Annotated in this window: 13 protein-coding genes and 1 other RNA gene; 5 read left to right on the forward strand and 9 right to left on the reverse strand. The window is 61.8% G+C overall.

Going from position 1 to position 12,761, the window contains the following annotated elements; genetic code table 11:
* Positions 1 to 94: 94 nt before the first annotated feature.
* The 4 genes from recR to dnaX all read right to left on the reverse strand — a co-directional run bounded on the left by recR (position 95) and on the right by dnaX (position 4,380).
* Positions 95 to 697 (reverse strand): recombination mediator RecR, encoded by a 603-nt coding sequence (gene recR, locus AC07SU_RS16250; protein ID WP_176996300.1) that lies wholly within the window; start codon positions 695 to 697, stop codon positions 95 to 97.
* 66 nt (positions 698 to 763) lie between these two features.
* Positions 764 to 1,798: an NADPH-dependent curcumin/dihydrocurcumin reductase gene (curA, locus tag AC07SU_RS16255; protein ID WP_176996301.1), complete on the reverse strand. Its 1,035-nt coding sequence runs from the start codon at positions 1,796 to 1,798 to the stop codon at positions 764 to 766.
* Positions 1,799 to 1,931: 133 nt separating this feature from the next.
* Positions 1,932 to 2,270: a YbaB/EbfC family nucleoid-associated protein gene (locus AC07SU_RS16260; RefSeq protein ID WP_003175481.1), complete on the reverse strand. Its 339-nt coding sequence runs from the start codon at positions 2,268 to 2,270 to the stop codon at positions 1,932 to 1,934.
* 43 nt (positions 2,271 to 2,313) lie between these two features.
* The gene (dnaX, locus tag AC07SU_RS16265; RefSeq protein WP_494997598.1) at positions 2,314 to 4,380 is read right to left on the reverse strand and encodes a DNA polymerase III subunit gamma/tau; all 2,067 of its coding nucleotides are present in this window, start codon (positions 4,378 to 4,380) and stop codon (positions 2,314 to 2,316) included.
* Between the two features lie 133 nt (positions 4,381 to 4,513).
* Here dnaX and AC07SU_RS16270 point away from each other — a divergent pair, with 133 nt between their 5' ends.
* Positions 4,514 to 5,281 (forward strand): substrate-binding periplasmic protein, encoded by a 768-nt coding sequence (locus AC07SU_RS16270; protein WP_494997599.1) that lies wholly within the window; start codon positions 4,514 to 4,516, stop codon positions 5,279 to 5,281.
* A 54-nt stretch (positions 5,282 to 5,335) separates the two neighbouring features.
* Positions 5,336 to 5,707: a VOC family protein gene (locus tag AC07SU_RS16275; RefSeq protein ID WP_176996304.1), complete on the forward strand. Its 372-nt coding sequence runs from the start codon at positions 5,336 to 5,338 to the stop codon at positions 5,705 to 5,707.
* Here the strand turns inward: AC07SU_RS16275 and AC07SU_RS16280 are convergent.
* Positions 5,621 to 6,580: a DMT family transporter gene (locus tag AC07SU_RS16280; protein WP_176996305.1), complete on the reverse strand. Its 960-nt coding sequence runs from the start codon at positions 6,578 to 6,580 to the stop codon at positions 5,621 to 5,623. The genes AC07SU_RS16275 and AC07SU_RS16280 overlap by 87 nt on opposite strands.
* Before the next feature lie 101 nt (positions 6,581 to 6,681).
* On the opposite strand from AC07SU_RS16280, the gene AC07SU_RS16285 reads away from it, so the two are divergent.
* Together AC07SU_RS16285 and AC07SU_RS16290 are read left to right on the forward strand one after the other, a co-directional pair.
* Positions 6,682 to 7,545, forward strand: a complete 864-nt coding sequence (locus AC07SU_RS16285; protein ID WP_176996306.1) for a LysR family transcriptional regulator — start codon at positions 6,682 to 6,684, stop codon at positions 7,543 to 7,545.
* Positions 7,546 to 7,606: 61 nt separating this feature from the next.
* Positions 7,607 to 8,509 carry a DUF2167 domain-containing protein gene (locus AC07SU_RS16290; RefSeq protein WP_176996307.1) on the forward strand — a complete coding sequence of 301 codons (903 nt, stop codon included), beginning with the start codon at positions 7,607 to 7,609 and terminating at the stop codon, positions 8,507 to 8,509.
* A gap of 59 nt (positions 8,510 to 8,568) precedes the next feature.
* Here AC07SU_RS16290 and AC07SU_RS16295 read toward each other — a convergent pair whose 3' ends face one another.
* A complete protein-coding gene (locus AC07SU_RS16295) occupies positions 8,569 to 9,165 on the reverse strand; it encodes an SH3 domain-containing protein (RefSeq protein ID WP_176996308.1) in 597 nt (198 codons plus the stop codon).
* A gap of 1 nt (position 9,166) precedes the next feature.
* Positions 9,167 to 10,213 carry an N-acetylmuramidase family protein gene (locus AC07SU_RS16300; protein ID WP_494997600.1) on the reverse strand — a complete coding sequence of 349 codons (1,047 nt, stop codon included), beginning with the start codon at positions 10,211 to 10,213 and terminating at the stop codon, positions 9,167 to 9,169.
* Positions 10,214 to 10,473: 260 nt separating this feature from the next.
* Here AC07SU_RS16300 and AC07SU_RS16305 point away from each other — a divergent pair, with 260 nt between their 5' ends.
* A complete protein-coding gene (locus tag AC07SU_RS16305) occupies positions 10,474 to 11,031 on the forward strand; it encodes an HI_0983 family protein (RefSeq protein ID WP_494997601.1) in 558 nt (185 codons plus the stop codon).
* Positions 11,032 to 11,140: 109 nt separating this feature from the next.
* On the opposite strand, the gene ffs is transcribed toward AC07SU_RS16305, so the two are convergent.
* Positions 11,141 to 11,237, reverse strand: an RNA gene (gene ffs, locus AC07SU_RS16310) — signal recognition particle sRNA small type.
* Between the two features lie 218 nt (positions 11,238 to 11,455).
* Positions 11,456 to 12,622 carry a zinc-binding metallopeptidase family protein gene (locus AC07SU_RS16315; protein ID WP_494997602.1) on the reverse strand — a complete coding sequence of 389 codons (1,167 nt, stop codon included), beginning with the start codon at positions 12,620 to 12,622 and terminating at the stop codon, positions 11,456 to 11,458.
* Between the last annotated feature and the right edge of the window lie 139 nt (positions 12,623 to 12,761).

The following is a 12,761-nucleotide window of genomic DNA, read 5'->3' on the forward strand; positions in this document are numbered from 1 at the left end:
CTTGCCTGCGATACAGGCACCGAGGTGTGTCAGGTACACCTCGGCGATGTTATCGCAGGCAAGCCAGCTCCCACATTTTGATCTGTGTCGCTCCTTAGAGGGCGATGGGTTTGCGGCCGGCGAAGGAATGCGCCAGGGTGCCGCCGTCTACCAACTCCAGCTCGCCACCCAGCGGTACGCCGTGGGCGATGCGCGAGGTGATCAGGCCTTTGTTGGTCAACAGTTGCGCGATGTAATGCGCGGTCGCTTCACCTTCCACGGTGGGGTTGGTGGCCAGGATCACCTCGGTAAAGGTGCCCTGCTCTTCAATACGTGCCACCAGTTGCGGAATGCCGATGGCTTCCGGCCCCAGGCCGTCCAGCGGCGACAGGTGGCCCTTGAGCACAAAGTAACGTCCGCGATAACCGGTCTGCTCCACGGCGTACACGTCCATCGGCCCTTCCACCACGCACAGCAACGTGTCGTCGCGGCGTGGGTCGGCACACTGCGGGCAGAGTTCTTCTTCGGTGAGGGTGCGGCACTGGCGACAGTGGCCAACCCCCTCCATGGCCTGGCTCAGGGCCTGGGCCAACCGAGCGCCGCCACTGCGGTCGCGCTCCAGCAGTTGCAGCGCCATGCGCTGTGCAGTTTTCTGGCCCACGCCCGGCAGAATGCGCAGGGCGTCGATCAGTTGGCGAATCAGGGGGCTGAAGCTCATGGGCGAAAGGTCCGACAAAACAACGAGACGCGGTTTATACCCGCGCCCCGGATTAGCGTCAAATGGTCAATCCTGTGCGACCCGCACCACCAACTTGCCGAAGTTGCGCCCTTCGAGCAAACCGATAAAGGCTTCAGGCGCCTGCTCCAGGCCGTCGACCACGTCCTCGCGGAACTTGATTTTGCCGTCACGTACCCAGGGCGCCATCGCACTGAGGAACTCGGGCTGGCGATCGCCGTAGTCGTCGAACACGATAAAGCCCTGGATGCGCACGCGCTTGGTCAGCAAGGTGCGTTGCAGTGCCGGCAACCGGTCAGGGCCGCTGGGTGGCTGGTGGGCGTTGTAACCCGCGATCAGGCCGCACAACGGGATACGTGCCTTGGGGTTGAGCAAGGGCACCACCGCATCGAAGACCTTGCCGCCGACGTTCTCAAAGTAGATGTCCACGCCTTTGAAGCACGCCAGGGCCAGTTCATTGGCAAAGTCTGCACTCTTGTGGTCGATGCAGGCATCGAAGCCCAACTCCTCCACCACATAGCGGCACTTGTCAGCGCCCCCTGCGATCCCCACCACGCGCAAGCCCTTGAGCTTGGCCACTTGGCCGACCACCGACCCCACGGCACCGGACGCAGCCGCCACCACCAGGGTTTCCCCGGCCTTGGGCTGGCCGATGTCCATCAGGCCCATGTAGGCGGTCATGCCTGGCATGCCCAGCACGCCCAACGCCATGGAGGGGCTGGCCAAACCCTTGGGCACCGGAATCAGGTTGCGGCCGTCGGAAATACTGTGGCTTTGCCAGCCGGTGGAGCCGACCACCAGATCGCCCACTTCGAATTTGGGATTACGTGATTGTTCGATACGGCTGACAGCTCCGCCGGTCATCACCTCGTCGATTTCCACCGGCGCGGCGTAGGACGGCGCGTCACTCATGCGCCCGCGCATGTAGGGATCGAGGGACAGGTACAGCGTCTTCAGCAAGACCTGGCCGTCTGCCAGTTCGGGCAACGCCACCCGTTCCAGGCGGAAGTTTTCCGGGGTGGGGGCGCCCTGAGGGCGAGAGACCAGCACGATGCGCTGGTTCAGAGTCAGTTCTTGAGGCATCAGGAGGCTCCTTGATCGAATCCATCGGTACAGGGTGCAGACCATGGTCGAGGGGCTGGGGTTCGATTGGATCGGCACAAACAAAAATGCCAGGCACGAGGCCTGGCATTGGAGTCTAGCTAAAGCTCGCCGATCAGAACGGCAGCTTCATGCCCGGTGGCAGTTGCATGCCAGCGGTCACGCCGCCCATTTTTTCCTGGCTGTTGGCTTCGATCTTGCGCACCGCGTCGTTCACGGCAGCAGCGAACAGCGCTTCGAGCATTTCCAGGTCATCTTCGCCCACACCCGGCAATACGCTTGGGTCGATGCTCACGCGCTTGATGTCGTGACGACCGGTCATCACCACGCTGACCATATCGCCACCGGCTTTACCGGTGACTTCGGCGTTGGCCAGTTCTTCCTGCATCTTGGCCATTTTTTCCTGCATCTGCTGCGCCTGCTTCATCAGGCCGGCCATGCCACCTTTCATCATGGGAATCACCTCAAAGTACGTGGATCAAGTTAGTAGCCCGGTGTCAAGATGCCTGGGGCACCGGGGCATCGACAGGTTCAATTGTATCGTGACGAACGACCGCACCGAACTGTTGCATCATCTGCTGGATGAGCGGGTCGGCGTGGATCGAGCTTTCGGCGTCACGCTGGCGGTTGATACGCCGACGGGTCGCGGCCTGGGCCGGGGTTTCCTGCTCAGGCTTGATCAGCTCAATGGCGATGGTCAGTGTGCGCTCATGGTACTGGTTCAGTGCGTCATTCAGGCGACGTTGCTGGGTGGCGTTGAACAGGGCGCTATGGGCCGGGTCCAGGTGCAGCAGCCAGTGGTCGCCATCGATGGAAATCAGGGTGCAGTTGGCGGCGATGCTGCCGGTCATGCCCGAGATCGGCAATTTCGGAAACAGCTCCAGCCATTGCAGGGCCAGGCCGGTGGCCGGGGCCGCCGCGGGCTCCACTTCGGGCTCCGGCGCAGGCTCGGCAGTGTGTTCGCTGGCCAGGTCGTCCAGGTAGCTGTAGGCCGAATCCATGTCCGGCTCGATGTAATCTTCGTCCAGCGGCGGTTCATCGTCGAGGTCGATACCGGGCGTGGCCGCATCAACCTGGGCGACCGTCGGTTCTGGAACCGGCGCAGACACCCACTCCGGCGCGTCCGGCACCACACTGTCCGGTGTCGGCGTGGGCATTGGCGTCAGTTCGGGCTGCTCACCGACGGTTTCCAGCACCGGCTCCACGGCGGGCTGCAACTCGACGTCCGCCTCAGCTTCGACTTCCACCGGGTCGTTCCACGGCAGGTCGACGACCGGCTCGGGCTCGATGACCGGTTCAGGCGCGGGCTGCGCTGCAACCACCGGTGCGTCGGCCACCGGTTCAGGCGCTGGCGCAACCGGCGCAGGCGCAGCAACCACTGGCGCGACGACTGCCGCGCCAGCCACTGGTTTGGCGGAATCAACTGTGGCCTGGCTGATCCCCACTGGCTTTAGCGGCTGTCTCGGCGCGTCTGCCGAGTCGGCGGGCCGGAAGGCCAGCATCCGCAGCAGGACCATTTCAAAGCCACCGCGCGGGTCCGGTGCCAGGGGCAGGTCACGGCGACCGATCAGGCCCATCTGGTAGTAGAACTGCACATCTTCGGCCGGCAACGCCTGGGCCAGGGCCAACACGCGATCGCGGTCGCCGTGGCCGTTGTCGACACCCTCAGGCAGGGCCTGGGCGATGGCGACACGGTGCAGCACATTGAGAATTTCAGACAGTACGCCGTTCCAGTCCGGGCCTTGCTCCGACAGGTGACGCACCGCTTCGAGCAACGCCTTGGCGTCACCCTCGATCAGCGCATGCAGCACGTCGAACACCTGGCCGTGGTCCAGGGTGCCGAGCATGGCGCGCACATCGGCGGCCATGACCTTGCCTTCACCAAAGGCAATGGCCTGGTCGGTGAGGCTCATGGCATCCCGCATCGAACCATCGGCGGCGCGACCGAGCAGCCACAGTGCGTCGTCTTCGAACGGTACGTTCTCGACACCCAGCACGTGGGTCAGGTGCTCGACCACCCGCTCGGGGGTCATGTTCTTCAGGGAGAACTGCAGGCACCGCGACAAGATCGTTGCAGGAAGTTTCTGCGGGTCGGTGGTGGCCAGGATGAATTTGACGTAGGGCGGCGGCTCTTCCAGGGTTTTCAACAGGGCGTTGAAGGAATGGCTGGACAGCATGTGCACTTCGTCGATCAGGTAGACCTTGAAGCGGCCACGGCTCGGCGCGTACTGCACGTTGTCGAGCAGCTCGCGGGTGTCTTCAACCTTGGTGCGGCTCGCGGCGTCGATCTCGATCAGGTCGACAAAGCGCCCTTCGTCGATTTCCCGGCACACCGAGCAGGTGCCGCACGGCGTGGAAGTGATACCGGTTTCACAGTTCAGGCATTTAGCAATGATGCGCGCAATGGTGGTCTTGCCCACGCCGCGCGTGCCGGTGAACAGGTAGGCGTGGTGCAGCCGCTGGCTGTCCAAGGCATTGATCAGAGCCTTGAGCACATGGGTCTGGCCGACCATTTCGCGGAACGAGCGCGGACGCCATTTACGTGCAAGAACCTGATAACTCATCGAAAACCGTCGCAACTGGGGAGCAGAAGCCGGTAATGCTAGCGGAGCAGGGGGGAAATTGCATCCGGCACGCTCGCCTAATCTGACTAAGCTCTCCTGACTGGCCCCACAAAGGCCTGAACCCGGAGAACCTATGCGCGTAGTCCTGGGCGCTTTATGGATGATGTCCCTCGCCAGCCTCGCGGCCCCCGCGCCGTTGCGCTTCTCGGTTTCCGACAGCTGGGCGATGCCCATGGCACAAGTGGAGGACGACCAGCCCACCCAGGGCATCCTGCATGACCTGATGCTCAGCCTGGCCACCCAGGTCGGGCGCCCGGCCGAGTTCCACGTGCTGGCCCGGGCGCGCATCGCAGGCGCCATGGAACACGGCGACATCGATGTGCGCTGTTATGTCGCCCAAGCCTGGGTCGACAACCTATCGGGCGACTTCACCTGGAGCGTGCCGCTGATGGTGCAGCGCAACGTGCTGGTGAGCCGCCACGCCACGCCGCCATTGGTACAGGTCGACAAGCTCGCGCCGCAGTCAATCGGCACGGTGCTCAACTACCGCTACGCCGCCCTCGCCCCGCTGTTCGCCAGCGGCCAGCTGACCCGCGACGATTCGCGCAGCGAAGACCTGGTGCTGCACAAGCTGGTGGCCGGGCGCTTCACCTACGCGGTGATCAATGAGTGGATCCTGGACCGTTTCAACCTGGGCCTGGCGCCAGGCCATCGCTTGCACAAGGTCGCGATCATTGAGGAGCAAAGCCTGGGCTGCATCGTACGCAACGACCCCGGCGTGCCGGTGCAGCGAATCCTGCGCACACTGTTGCGCATGAAGATGTCGGGCGAGATTGACGACATCATCCAACTCTATACCGGAGAAAATCCGCCGCCCCTGCCGACTCCTGACAAAAACTGACAGTCCGGGCTTTTAGACTGGGCCCCGCTAACCGCCCACTCTCAAGGAACTTGAATGAACACCATCGCCCATTACTTCCTGCTGTACGTCGACAGCCCGGCCACCAGCGCCAACTTCTACAGCCGCTTGCTGGACAAGCCACCGGTGGAGTTGAACCCGACGTTCGCCCTGTTCATTCTCGACAATGGCGTAAAACTCGGGCTGTGGTCGCGGCACACGGTTGAACCGGCGGCCCAGCACACGGGCGGCGGCGGTGAAGTGGGCTTCTCCCTGCCCGACAAGGCCGCCATCGATGCCCTGCACGACCAGTGGGTTGAGCGCGGCGCAACCATCATTCAATCACCGACCACCCTGGACTTCGGCTACACCTTTGTCGCCCAGGACCTCGACGGCCACCGGTTGCGTGCGTTCTGCCTGAGCGATTGATCGCCAGCGCCCTTCCAGGCTGATGGCCGCCACGCTCGCCAGCACGATCACACCGCCAAGCACCACCTGCATGGCAATGTGCTCACCCAGCAGCGTCGCGGCCATTGTCATGGCCACGGGCGGGATCAGGTACATCGCCACCGAAGCGCGGCTGACCTCAACATGCTTGAGCACATACCCCCAGGCCAGGTATGCCAGGGCGCTGGGGAAAATCCCGAGCACCAGCACCGCCAGGTTCTCCGGCAACGGTGCCTGCACCACGGCGGCCGACAGCCCCGGCAGGTTCACGCAGAGCATCAGCGTGCCCGCCCACACCATGTAGCACGCCATGGTCAGCGGGCTGTAGCGGTGGGCGTAATGCTTCTGGATGGCGAAGTACACACTCCACGAAAGCGCCGCCAGCAGTATCAGCAGGCCACGCGGGTCGATGTCGCCCACGCCCTGATCGCCCCAGATCACCACCAGCACACCCAGCAAGCCGAGCAACACGCAGCCCCAGCGCCAGAGACTCACCCGTTCCTTCAAGCAGAAAAACGCAATCAACACGCTGAACAGCGGCGCCGATTGCGCCAGCACGCTGGACGCCGCCGCCGTCACGAATTGCTGCCCGTAGTTAAGGCTGGTGTGATGCAGGAACACCCCGAAAAAACTCAGTACCAGCAGCCACGGCACGTCCCGCAGGCGCGGCCGACCGATGCCCATCAGCAGCGCCACGCCGCCCATGAATACCGATGCGATCAGAAACCGCAGCAACGCCAATTGGCCCGGGCTGTAGCTGTGCAAGCCCATGTGCACACCAATAGGTGAATACGCCCAACAGAGGATGACGCTGGCGATGACTAGCGTAAGCTTTACGGGTGACGGGGTATTCATCGACGGCGTCCGGCAACAGGAAGGAATGCCGTCAGTCTTGGCCCGGGCAAGGCGCAGGACAATTAACCGTTTCTGACTTCTGAAATCACTGGAACTGAGCAATGGAACTGGCCCAACTGAAAATGGTGCGAGCCGTGGCGCAAACCGGCAGCGTGGCCCAGGCCGCCCTGCAACTGCACTGCGTGCCGTCCAACATCACCACGCGTATCAAGCAGCTGGAAAGCGAGTTGGGCACGCCACTGTTTATCCGCGCCGGACGCGGCTTGGCGATCAGTGCGGCCGGCGAGATCTTCCTGGACTATTGCGAGCGCATCCTGGCGCTGGTGGACGAGTCCAAGCGTGCCGTCGATGCCAATGCCATTCCTCGGGGCACCCTGCGCATCGGCGCCGTCGAGTCCAGCGCCAGCGGCCGTTTGCCACCGCTGTTGGCGGAGTACCACCGGCGCTACCCCGACGTGACCCTCGAACTGGTGACCGGCGCATGGGCGCAACTGCTGGACGACCTGCAACACCACCGCATCGACGTGGCGCTGGTAGCCTCCGGGGGCAAACGCGCAAAGCTCGAACACAGCGTGGTCTACAGCGAGCGCCTGGTGCTGATCGCCAGCGCGTCCAGCGCACCGATTCACAGCGCCGCCGACCTGGCCGAGCGCACCCTGCTCGTCTGGCCAGCCGGCTGCCCCTATCGCGCCGCGTTGGAAAACTGGGTCAAGCCCCACGACTTCAAGCCGAGCATCGCCAGCTATGCCAGTTGGGGCACCATCATTGGTTGCGTGAGTGCAGGGATAGGCGTGGCGCTGGCGCCGGAAGGCATCCTGGCGCGCTACGAGCAGGCCAACCAATTGGCGTCTTATCGGTTCGACGAACTGCAAGCCGTGGACAACCTGCTGTTCTGGCACAAGGACACCCAACGGCACTTGGCACGGGACGCATTTGCCGGGCTGTTGCGGGAGACTTTCGGCTAACCCGTAACATGATGTTTCAGGTATCCTCCCGCGCAATTAATTCAAATTGTAAGGGACTACCATGAATTACTTCCGCCTGCTAATGGTGGCGGCCGCCTTGAGCCTGCCTGTCGCACCCGCTTTTGCTGCCACCCCGCCCGCCCCTGTCGAAGCCAGTGCCCCTGCCGAAACGGCCGAGCACTTTCTTGCGTCGCTCAAGCAGAAGACCGGCACCATCACCCTGCCAAGCGGCATTGCCACCCTCAAGCTCAACGACAACTTCTACTACCTCGACCCGTCCGACACCGAACGCTTGCTGACCGATGGCTGGGGCAACCCGCCGGGCTTCAAGACCCTCGGCATGATCGTGCCCAAGGCCGTCAGCCCGCTCTCGGAACGCGGCTGGGGCGTGATCGTCAGCTACAAGAATGACGGGCACATTTCTGACGAAGATGCGGCAAAAATCGACTACGCCGACCTGCTCAAGTCGATGCAGGAAGAAGACGAAGCCGACAACAAGGAACGCCGTAAACAAGGCTACGCCGGCCTGCACCTGCTGGGCTGGGCCGAGCCGCCGCGCTACGACGACACCACCCACAAGATGTATTGGGCTCGCGAGCTGAAAGCCGACGACGCGCAACAGAACACCCTCAACTACAGCATCCGCGTCCTGGGCCGTGAAGGCGTCCTGGAACTCAACGCCGTCGCCGCCATGGCCGACCTGCCGACCATCAAGCAGGAACTGCCTCAAGTGCTGGCTTTCACCAACTTCACCGACGGCAACCTGTACACCGACTTCAACCCGAAAACCGACAAGCTGGCCGCTTATGGCTTGGCGGCCCTGGTCGCGGGCGGTATCGCGGCCAAGGCCGGGCTGTTCGCCAAGATCGGCATCTTCTTGCTGGCGGCGAAGAAGTTTCTGGTGATCGGCGTCGTGGCATTGCTTGCCTTCGTTCGCAAGCTGTTCAATCGCAACAAGGCCTGATTACGGGCACAAAAAAACGCCGCAATGTGCATGGCGCATTGCGGCGTTTTTTTATGGGCTCAGTTCTTCGCGACGGGCGCAGCCAGGCGACGGTATTGATCCGAGCTGATCCAGCCGGTGAACGAACGGTCGTCCGCGTTGATGAACTCGACCTGGGCCCAGCCATCCTTGAACGCCAGCACACCGACGACATCATTCTTGACGATATACGGGCGCTTGGCGGCTTTGACGCCGGGGTTCTTCAGCAGGTAAGCCTTGTCGGCAGACACCGTCACCAGGCCGATCCATTTTTTGTTGGCGGTCTGGGTCAGCTCCAGGCCAGTGGCGATCTCGGGCATCAGCACATTGATGCAACCGGGGTGCTGGCGGCCCTGCTCCACGGTCAGGGTCACGCCGTCGGATGAGGCGGCGACCTTGCCGGGATAGGCTTGATCGAGCCAAGTGGTCAGTGCCGCAGGCTTGCCTTGCAGGTAGAACGCGCAACCGCGGGTAACGCCCTCGCCCAGGGTTTCGGCGTAGTAACCTTCAACCTGATGGTCTGGCGTCACCGCCAGCATCAGCCCTTCATACTTGCCCGAATGCAACGGGGCGCTGCCCGCCAACGCAGGCATTGCGGCACACAACGACAACACACCCATCGCCAGAAAACGGATCATCTTATTTCTTCCCTTCAAGTTTTTCGTAGGCTTGTTTCATCAGGACGTCGTAGTTGCCGTAGTCCTCGCCGTTATAGTTGTAGGCCATACCCGTGAAGTCCTTGGACTTCATCGCCTTCATCAACGCCGGGCTCTTGCTGCAAAAACCGAGGAAGGCTTTTAGTTGATTGCCGGCATTCACTTTTAGTGCGGCGGCAAACTCAAACACGGTCTTGTAACCGCAAGAACCATAGTTGAAGCCCATGATCTGGAACATGCCCCAGGACGCCGACATCAACGCCGCTTCCTGGTTCAGGGCAAAAGCAGTGGCCATGGTTTCCCACGCCTTGACCTGATCCTTGTTGTTGACCTGCCACTGCGGCCCGGCCTTTTTCTTGTAGGGGTAGGACAGCAACGGGTGCGCCTGGTCGTAGATGTGCTTGGTGTACTTGCGGAACAAGTGCCCTTCAAACGCGATCACCGGCAACTTGGCCGGACCAAACCCCGAACGCCCGCCGGACTCGACGGTGGCAAACGCCTTGACGATATTCACCGAGATGCCATTGCCCAACTGCGTGGCGGCGTTCTGAAAGTCGGCTTCGCTCAGGGTCATGCCGCCGTCGCACGTGGGCTGCAGCATCAGCTGCCGATTGCGCCGCTCGGCCTCGATCATCGCGCGCATGCGGTCCAGGTACACATTGACCGTGGCCTGCACTGCATCACCCTGGTTCGTCGCGAACACATTCAAGAAGCTGGGAATACGCATGCTCGGAAAGGCTTTAACCGGTACTTTCACCGCTTCTTCGATCAAGCTGTTGAAGGTACGGCCGGTGGGGTCGATCACGCCGTCGGGGTGGGCGTACTTGAGATGACGGAACTGGTATTGGCTGATGCACTGCACCAACTGGCCGTCGCACTTGCCGTTTTCGGCCAGCGGGAAACCCAGCTTGGGAATGATCAAATTGAACAAATACTGGACGCACTGCACATCGGCGGGCAAGTTACGGGCTTTTCCAGGCGCGCCAACCGACGCACTGAGAAGACGGGGCAACCCTTCCAGGCTTTTCATCACAGACATCCTTGTTAGTTAAAGAAGTGATAGCACTTCAATATCAACTTTCAGCCCTTGTCATACTCTGAAACAAGTGGCTGGCGGAAACTAACAAGGTGGTTTGGGGTTGTCCAGAGTGAGTATTAAAACCTGTGAAAGACCCCTCACAGGCAACGCGTTAAAAAGTATCGATTTTAATTAAGCGAGGCTTTCGCCCACTCGTTGCGCTACTGTCACGCTCGCAAGACGCACGCATCTGAAAACATTCAAGGATTGAAATGAAAGCTCCCCTGTTGATCCTGGCGGTCCTGGCCCTGCTGTCCGGCTGCGCTTCTTCTCCCACCCCAGACTTCTCCCGTCCCGCTATCACCCAAACCAAATCGCTGGTGTTTGCCGGCAAGACGTTCGTGCTGAAATTCCAGAAGGATGGCCTGTGGGAATACTTCCCGGAGAACGAAAGCGTCGATGCCTGGACTGAAATGCTCGACTTCACCGTCGTCTCCCGCGACCTGAGCCGCCTGGAACCTCTCGACCTGGGCAAACGTACCGTCCAGCTTCACCAGCTGGAAAACCCGAACATGCCGGCGATCCTGACCACAGACAACCGCACCGGGATCTTGTACCTGATGCTGTTTTACCCCAAGTCCCTCCGTAAGGACGGGGACTTTTCCGAGATCAGCTTCTTCAAGTACTACCGCGACAGCGTCACGGGCCAGATCATCATCTTTCACTTCGCCAGGAATATTCCCACGCCGGCTAACCCGGTGGAGAGCACGCAAGAGATGGGCGCGGAACTGGTGCCGACGTTCAAGGCTTTTCCGTTGTATCGGCAGTAATGCCGTTTCGCGGGCAGCAAAAAACCATTCGCAGACAGTGATTGCCAGCAAAGCATCAATAAAAAATAGGATTTGGAAGGGTGTTGCAGGAAGAGCGTTATGGAGGCAACCCCACCAGCCACACCCCGGCACACAATGTTCCCGCTGTGGCTGCTGCCTTCCGGCTCTGACCAGGTTCACGGGTAATCGTTGCGGGGGGACCGATGGGGTCACCATAACGACGCCTGCCTCTCGGCAAGCCGCGCCATTGTACCGATCTCATCGGAAGTTACAACCGTTCGCGGCGGATTAAAAATATTCGATGGTTCAAGCACTTGCCTGCCCCCTGTGGGAGCCGGGCTTGCCCGCGATGGCATCAACGCGAAACCCATGAAACACCGAGTCGCCTGCATCGCGGGCAAGCCCGGCTCCCACACAGAACGATTTAATACGCCTGAACAGCTTCGTCTGCCCGGCCGCCTTCTTCCTGGATGACCAGGTGGATGAAGTGCAACTTGGCGATCACCGGCGGCGGCAGCACGAAGGGGTAGAAATCCGGCTGGCCCATGCTGCGGGACAGTTCGTTGAGCATGCCGGCCAGTTCGATCCAGGCGTTGACGAACGACAGGAACGCCACGCCACCCGGGTGTTCGGGGTCGTAGAGGGTGGTGAGGGGGAACGGCTGGTAGTCCAGGTCCATCTCGCGGGCGCTCATGCCAAACCCCAGGGCGGTGTCGACGGCGTCCATCATGTGCAGGTAGTGGGCCCAGGTTTCGGCCCAGTCTTCCCAGGGGTGCATGGTGGCGTAGGCGCTGACGCAGCTTTGTTGCCAGTCGGGGCGTGGGCCGTTCTGATAGTGATGGTCCAGCGCATCGGCATAGCTGGCGCGTTCGTCGCCGAACAGTGTGCGAAACGGTTCGATCCAGTGGGTGTTGGCGATCAGACGATCCCAATAGTAATGGCCAACTTCATGGCGAAAATGCCCTAGCAAGGTGCGGTAAGGCTCGCGCATTTGCACGCGGACTTTTTCCCGATGGGCGTCGTCGGCTTCCTTGATGTCGAGGGTGATCAGGCCGTTGGCATGGCCGGTCATGGGCGCATTGCCTTCCAGGTCGATGCCGACGAAGTCGAACGCCAAACCGTTGTCTTCATCGATGCTCTTGGGCACCACCTGCAAGCCCAGGCTGATCAGTTGCGCCACCAGCCGGCGCTTGGCGGTTTCGACCTTGCGCCAGCGTTCGGGGTTTTCCGGGACCGACAGGTCGGGAATGGTGCGATTGAGGCTGCAGGCCACGCACAACGGCGCGGTGCTGTGGGCAGGAATCAGCCAGTTGCACGCGGCGGGTGTGTCGAGGTTGGCGCAGCGGCGGAAGGCACCGGCGTCGAGGTTATCGTCTTGCAGCCAAGTGCCAGCAACGGGGCCGGGCTGCAAGGACGCCAGCCGGCTTTGTTGCGGCTGATAGCCCAGCAACGCCTGGCAGGCCAGGCATTGGCTGTTGCGAAAGAACAGCGACTGGCCGCACCGGCATTGCCACACCTTGCTGTTGCGCGAGGACCCGGCCACGAACGGTGCAGCGATACGCGAACTGAGTTGCTCGAAGTAACGGAACATGGCGATCTCTCCCTGGAAGACAGAGACTAGATCAATTCCTTCTGAAGATCGTTCCGAAAATAAAACGCACCACCTTTGTAGGAGCCCGGGGGGGGGGGGGGGGGGGGGGGGGGGGGGGGGGGGGGGGGGGGGGGGGGGG

The organism is Pseudomonas sp. GW821-FHT05H12 (assembly GCF_059419385.1).

Bases quoted from the DNA above. Each gene is read 5' to 3' on its own strand.
- AC07SU_RS16305 (WP_494997601.1), top strand. From the start codon at position 10,474: ATGAAAGCTCCCCTGTTGATCCTGGCGGTCCTGGCCCTGCTGTCCGGC.
- AC07SU_RS16315 (WP_494997602.1), bottom strand. From the start codon at position 12,622: ATGTTCCGTTACTTCGAGCAACTCAGTTCGCGTATCGCTGCACCGTTC.
- AC07SU_RS16300 (WP_494997600.1), bottom strand. From the start codon at position 10,213: ATGAAAAGCCTGGAAGGGTTGCCCCGTCTTCTCAGTGCGTCGGTTGGC.
- AC07SU_RS16280 (WP_176996305.1), bottom strand. From the start codon at position 6,580: ATGAATACCCCGTCACCCGTAAAGCTTACGCTAGTCATCGCCAGCGTC.
- AC07SU_RS16270 (WP_494997599.1), top strand. From the start codon at position 4,514: ATGCGCGTAGTCCTGGGCGCTTTATGGATGATGTCCCTCGCCAGCCTC.
- AC07SU_RS16290 (WP_176996307.1), top strand. From the start codon at position 7,607: ATGAATTACTTCCGCCTGCTAATGGTGGCGGCCGCCTTGAGCCTGCCT.
- AC07SU_RS16285 (WP_176996306.1), top strand. From the start codon at position 6,682: ATGGAACTGGCCCAACTGAAAATGGTGCGAGCCGTGGCGCAAACCGGC.
- AC07SU_RS16275 (WP_176996304.1), top strand. From the start codon at position 5,336: ATGAACACCATCGCCCATTACTTCCTGCTGTACGTCGACAGCCCGGCC.
- recR (WP_176996300.1), bottom strand. From the start codon at position 697: ATGAGCTTCAGCCCCCTGATTCGCCAACTGATCGACGCCCTGCGCATT.
- dnaX (WP_494997598.1), bottom strand. From the start codon at position 4,380: ATGAGTTATCAGGTTCTTGCACGTAAATGGCGTCCGCGCTCGTTCCGC.
- AC07SU_RS16295 (WP_176996308.1), bottom strand. From the start codon at position 9,165: ATGATCCGTTTTCTGGCGATGGGTGTGTTGTCGTTGTGTGCCGCAATG.
- curA (WP_176996301.1), bottom strand. From the start codon at position 1,798: ATGCCTCAAGAACTGACTCTGAACCAGCGCATCGTGCTGGTCTCTCGC.
- AC07SU_RS16260 (WP_003175481.1), bottom strand. From the start codon at position 2,270: ATGATGAAAGGTGGCATGGCCGGCCTGATGAAGCAGGCGCAGCAGATG.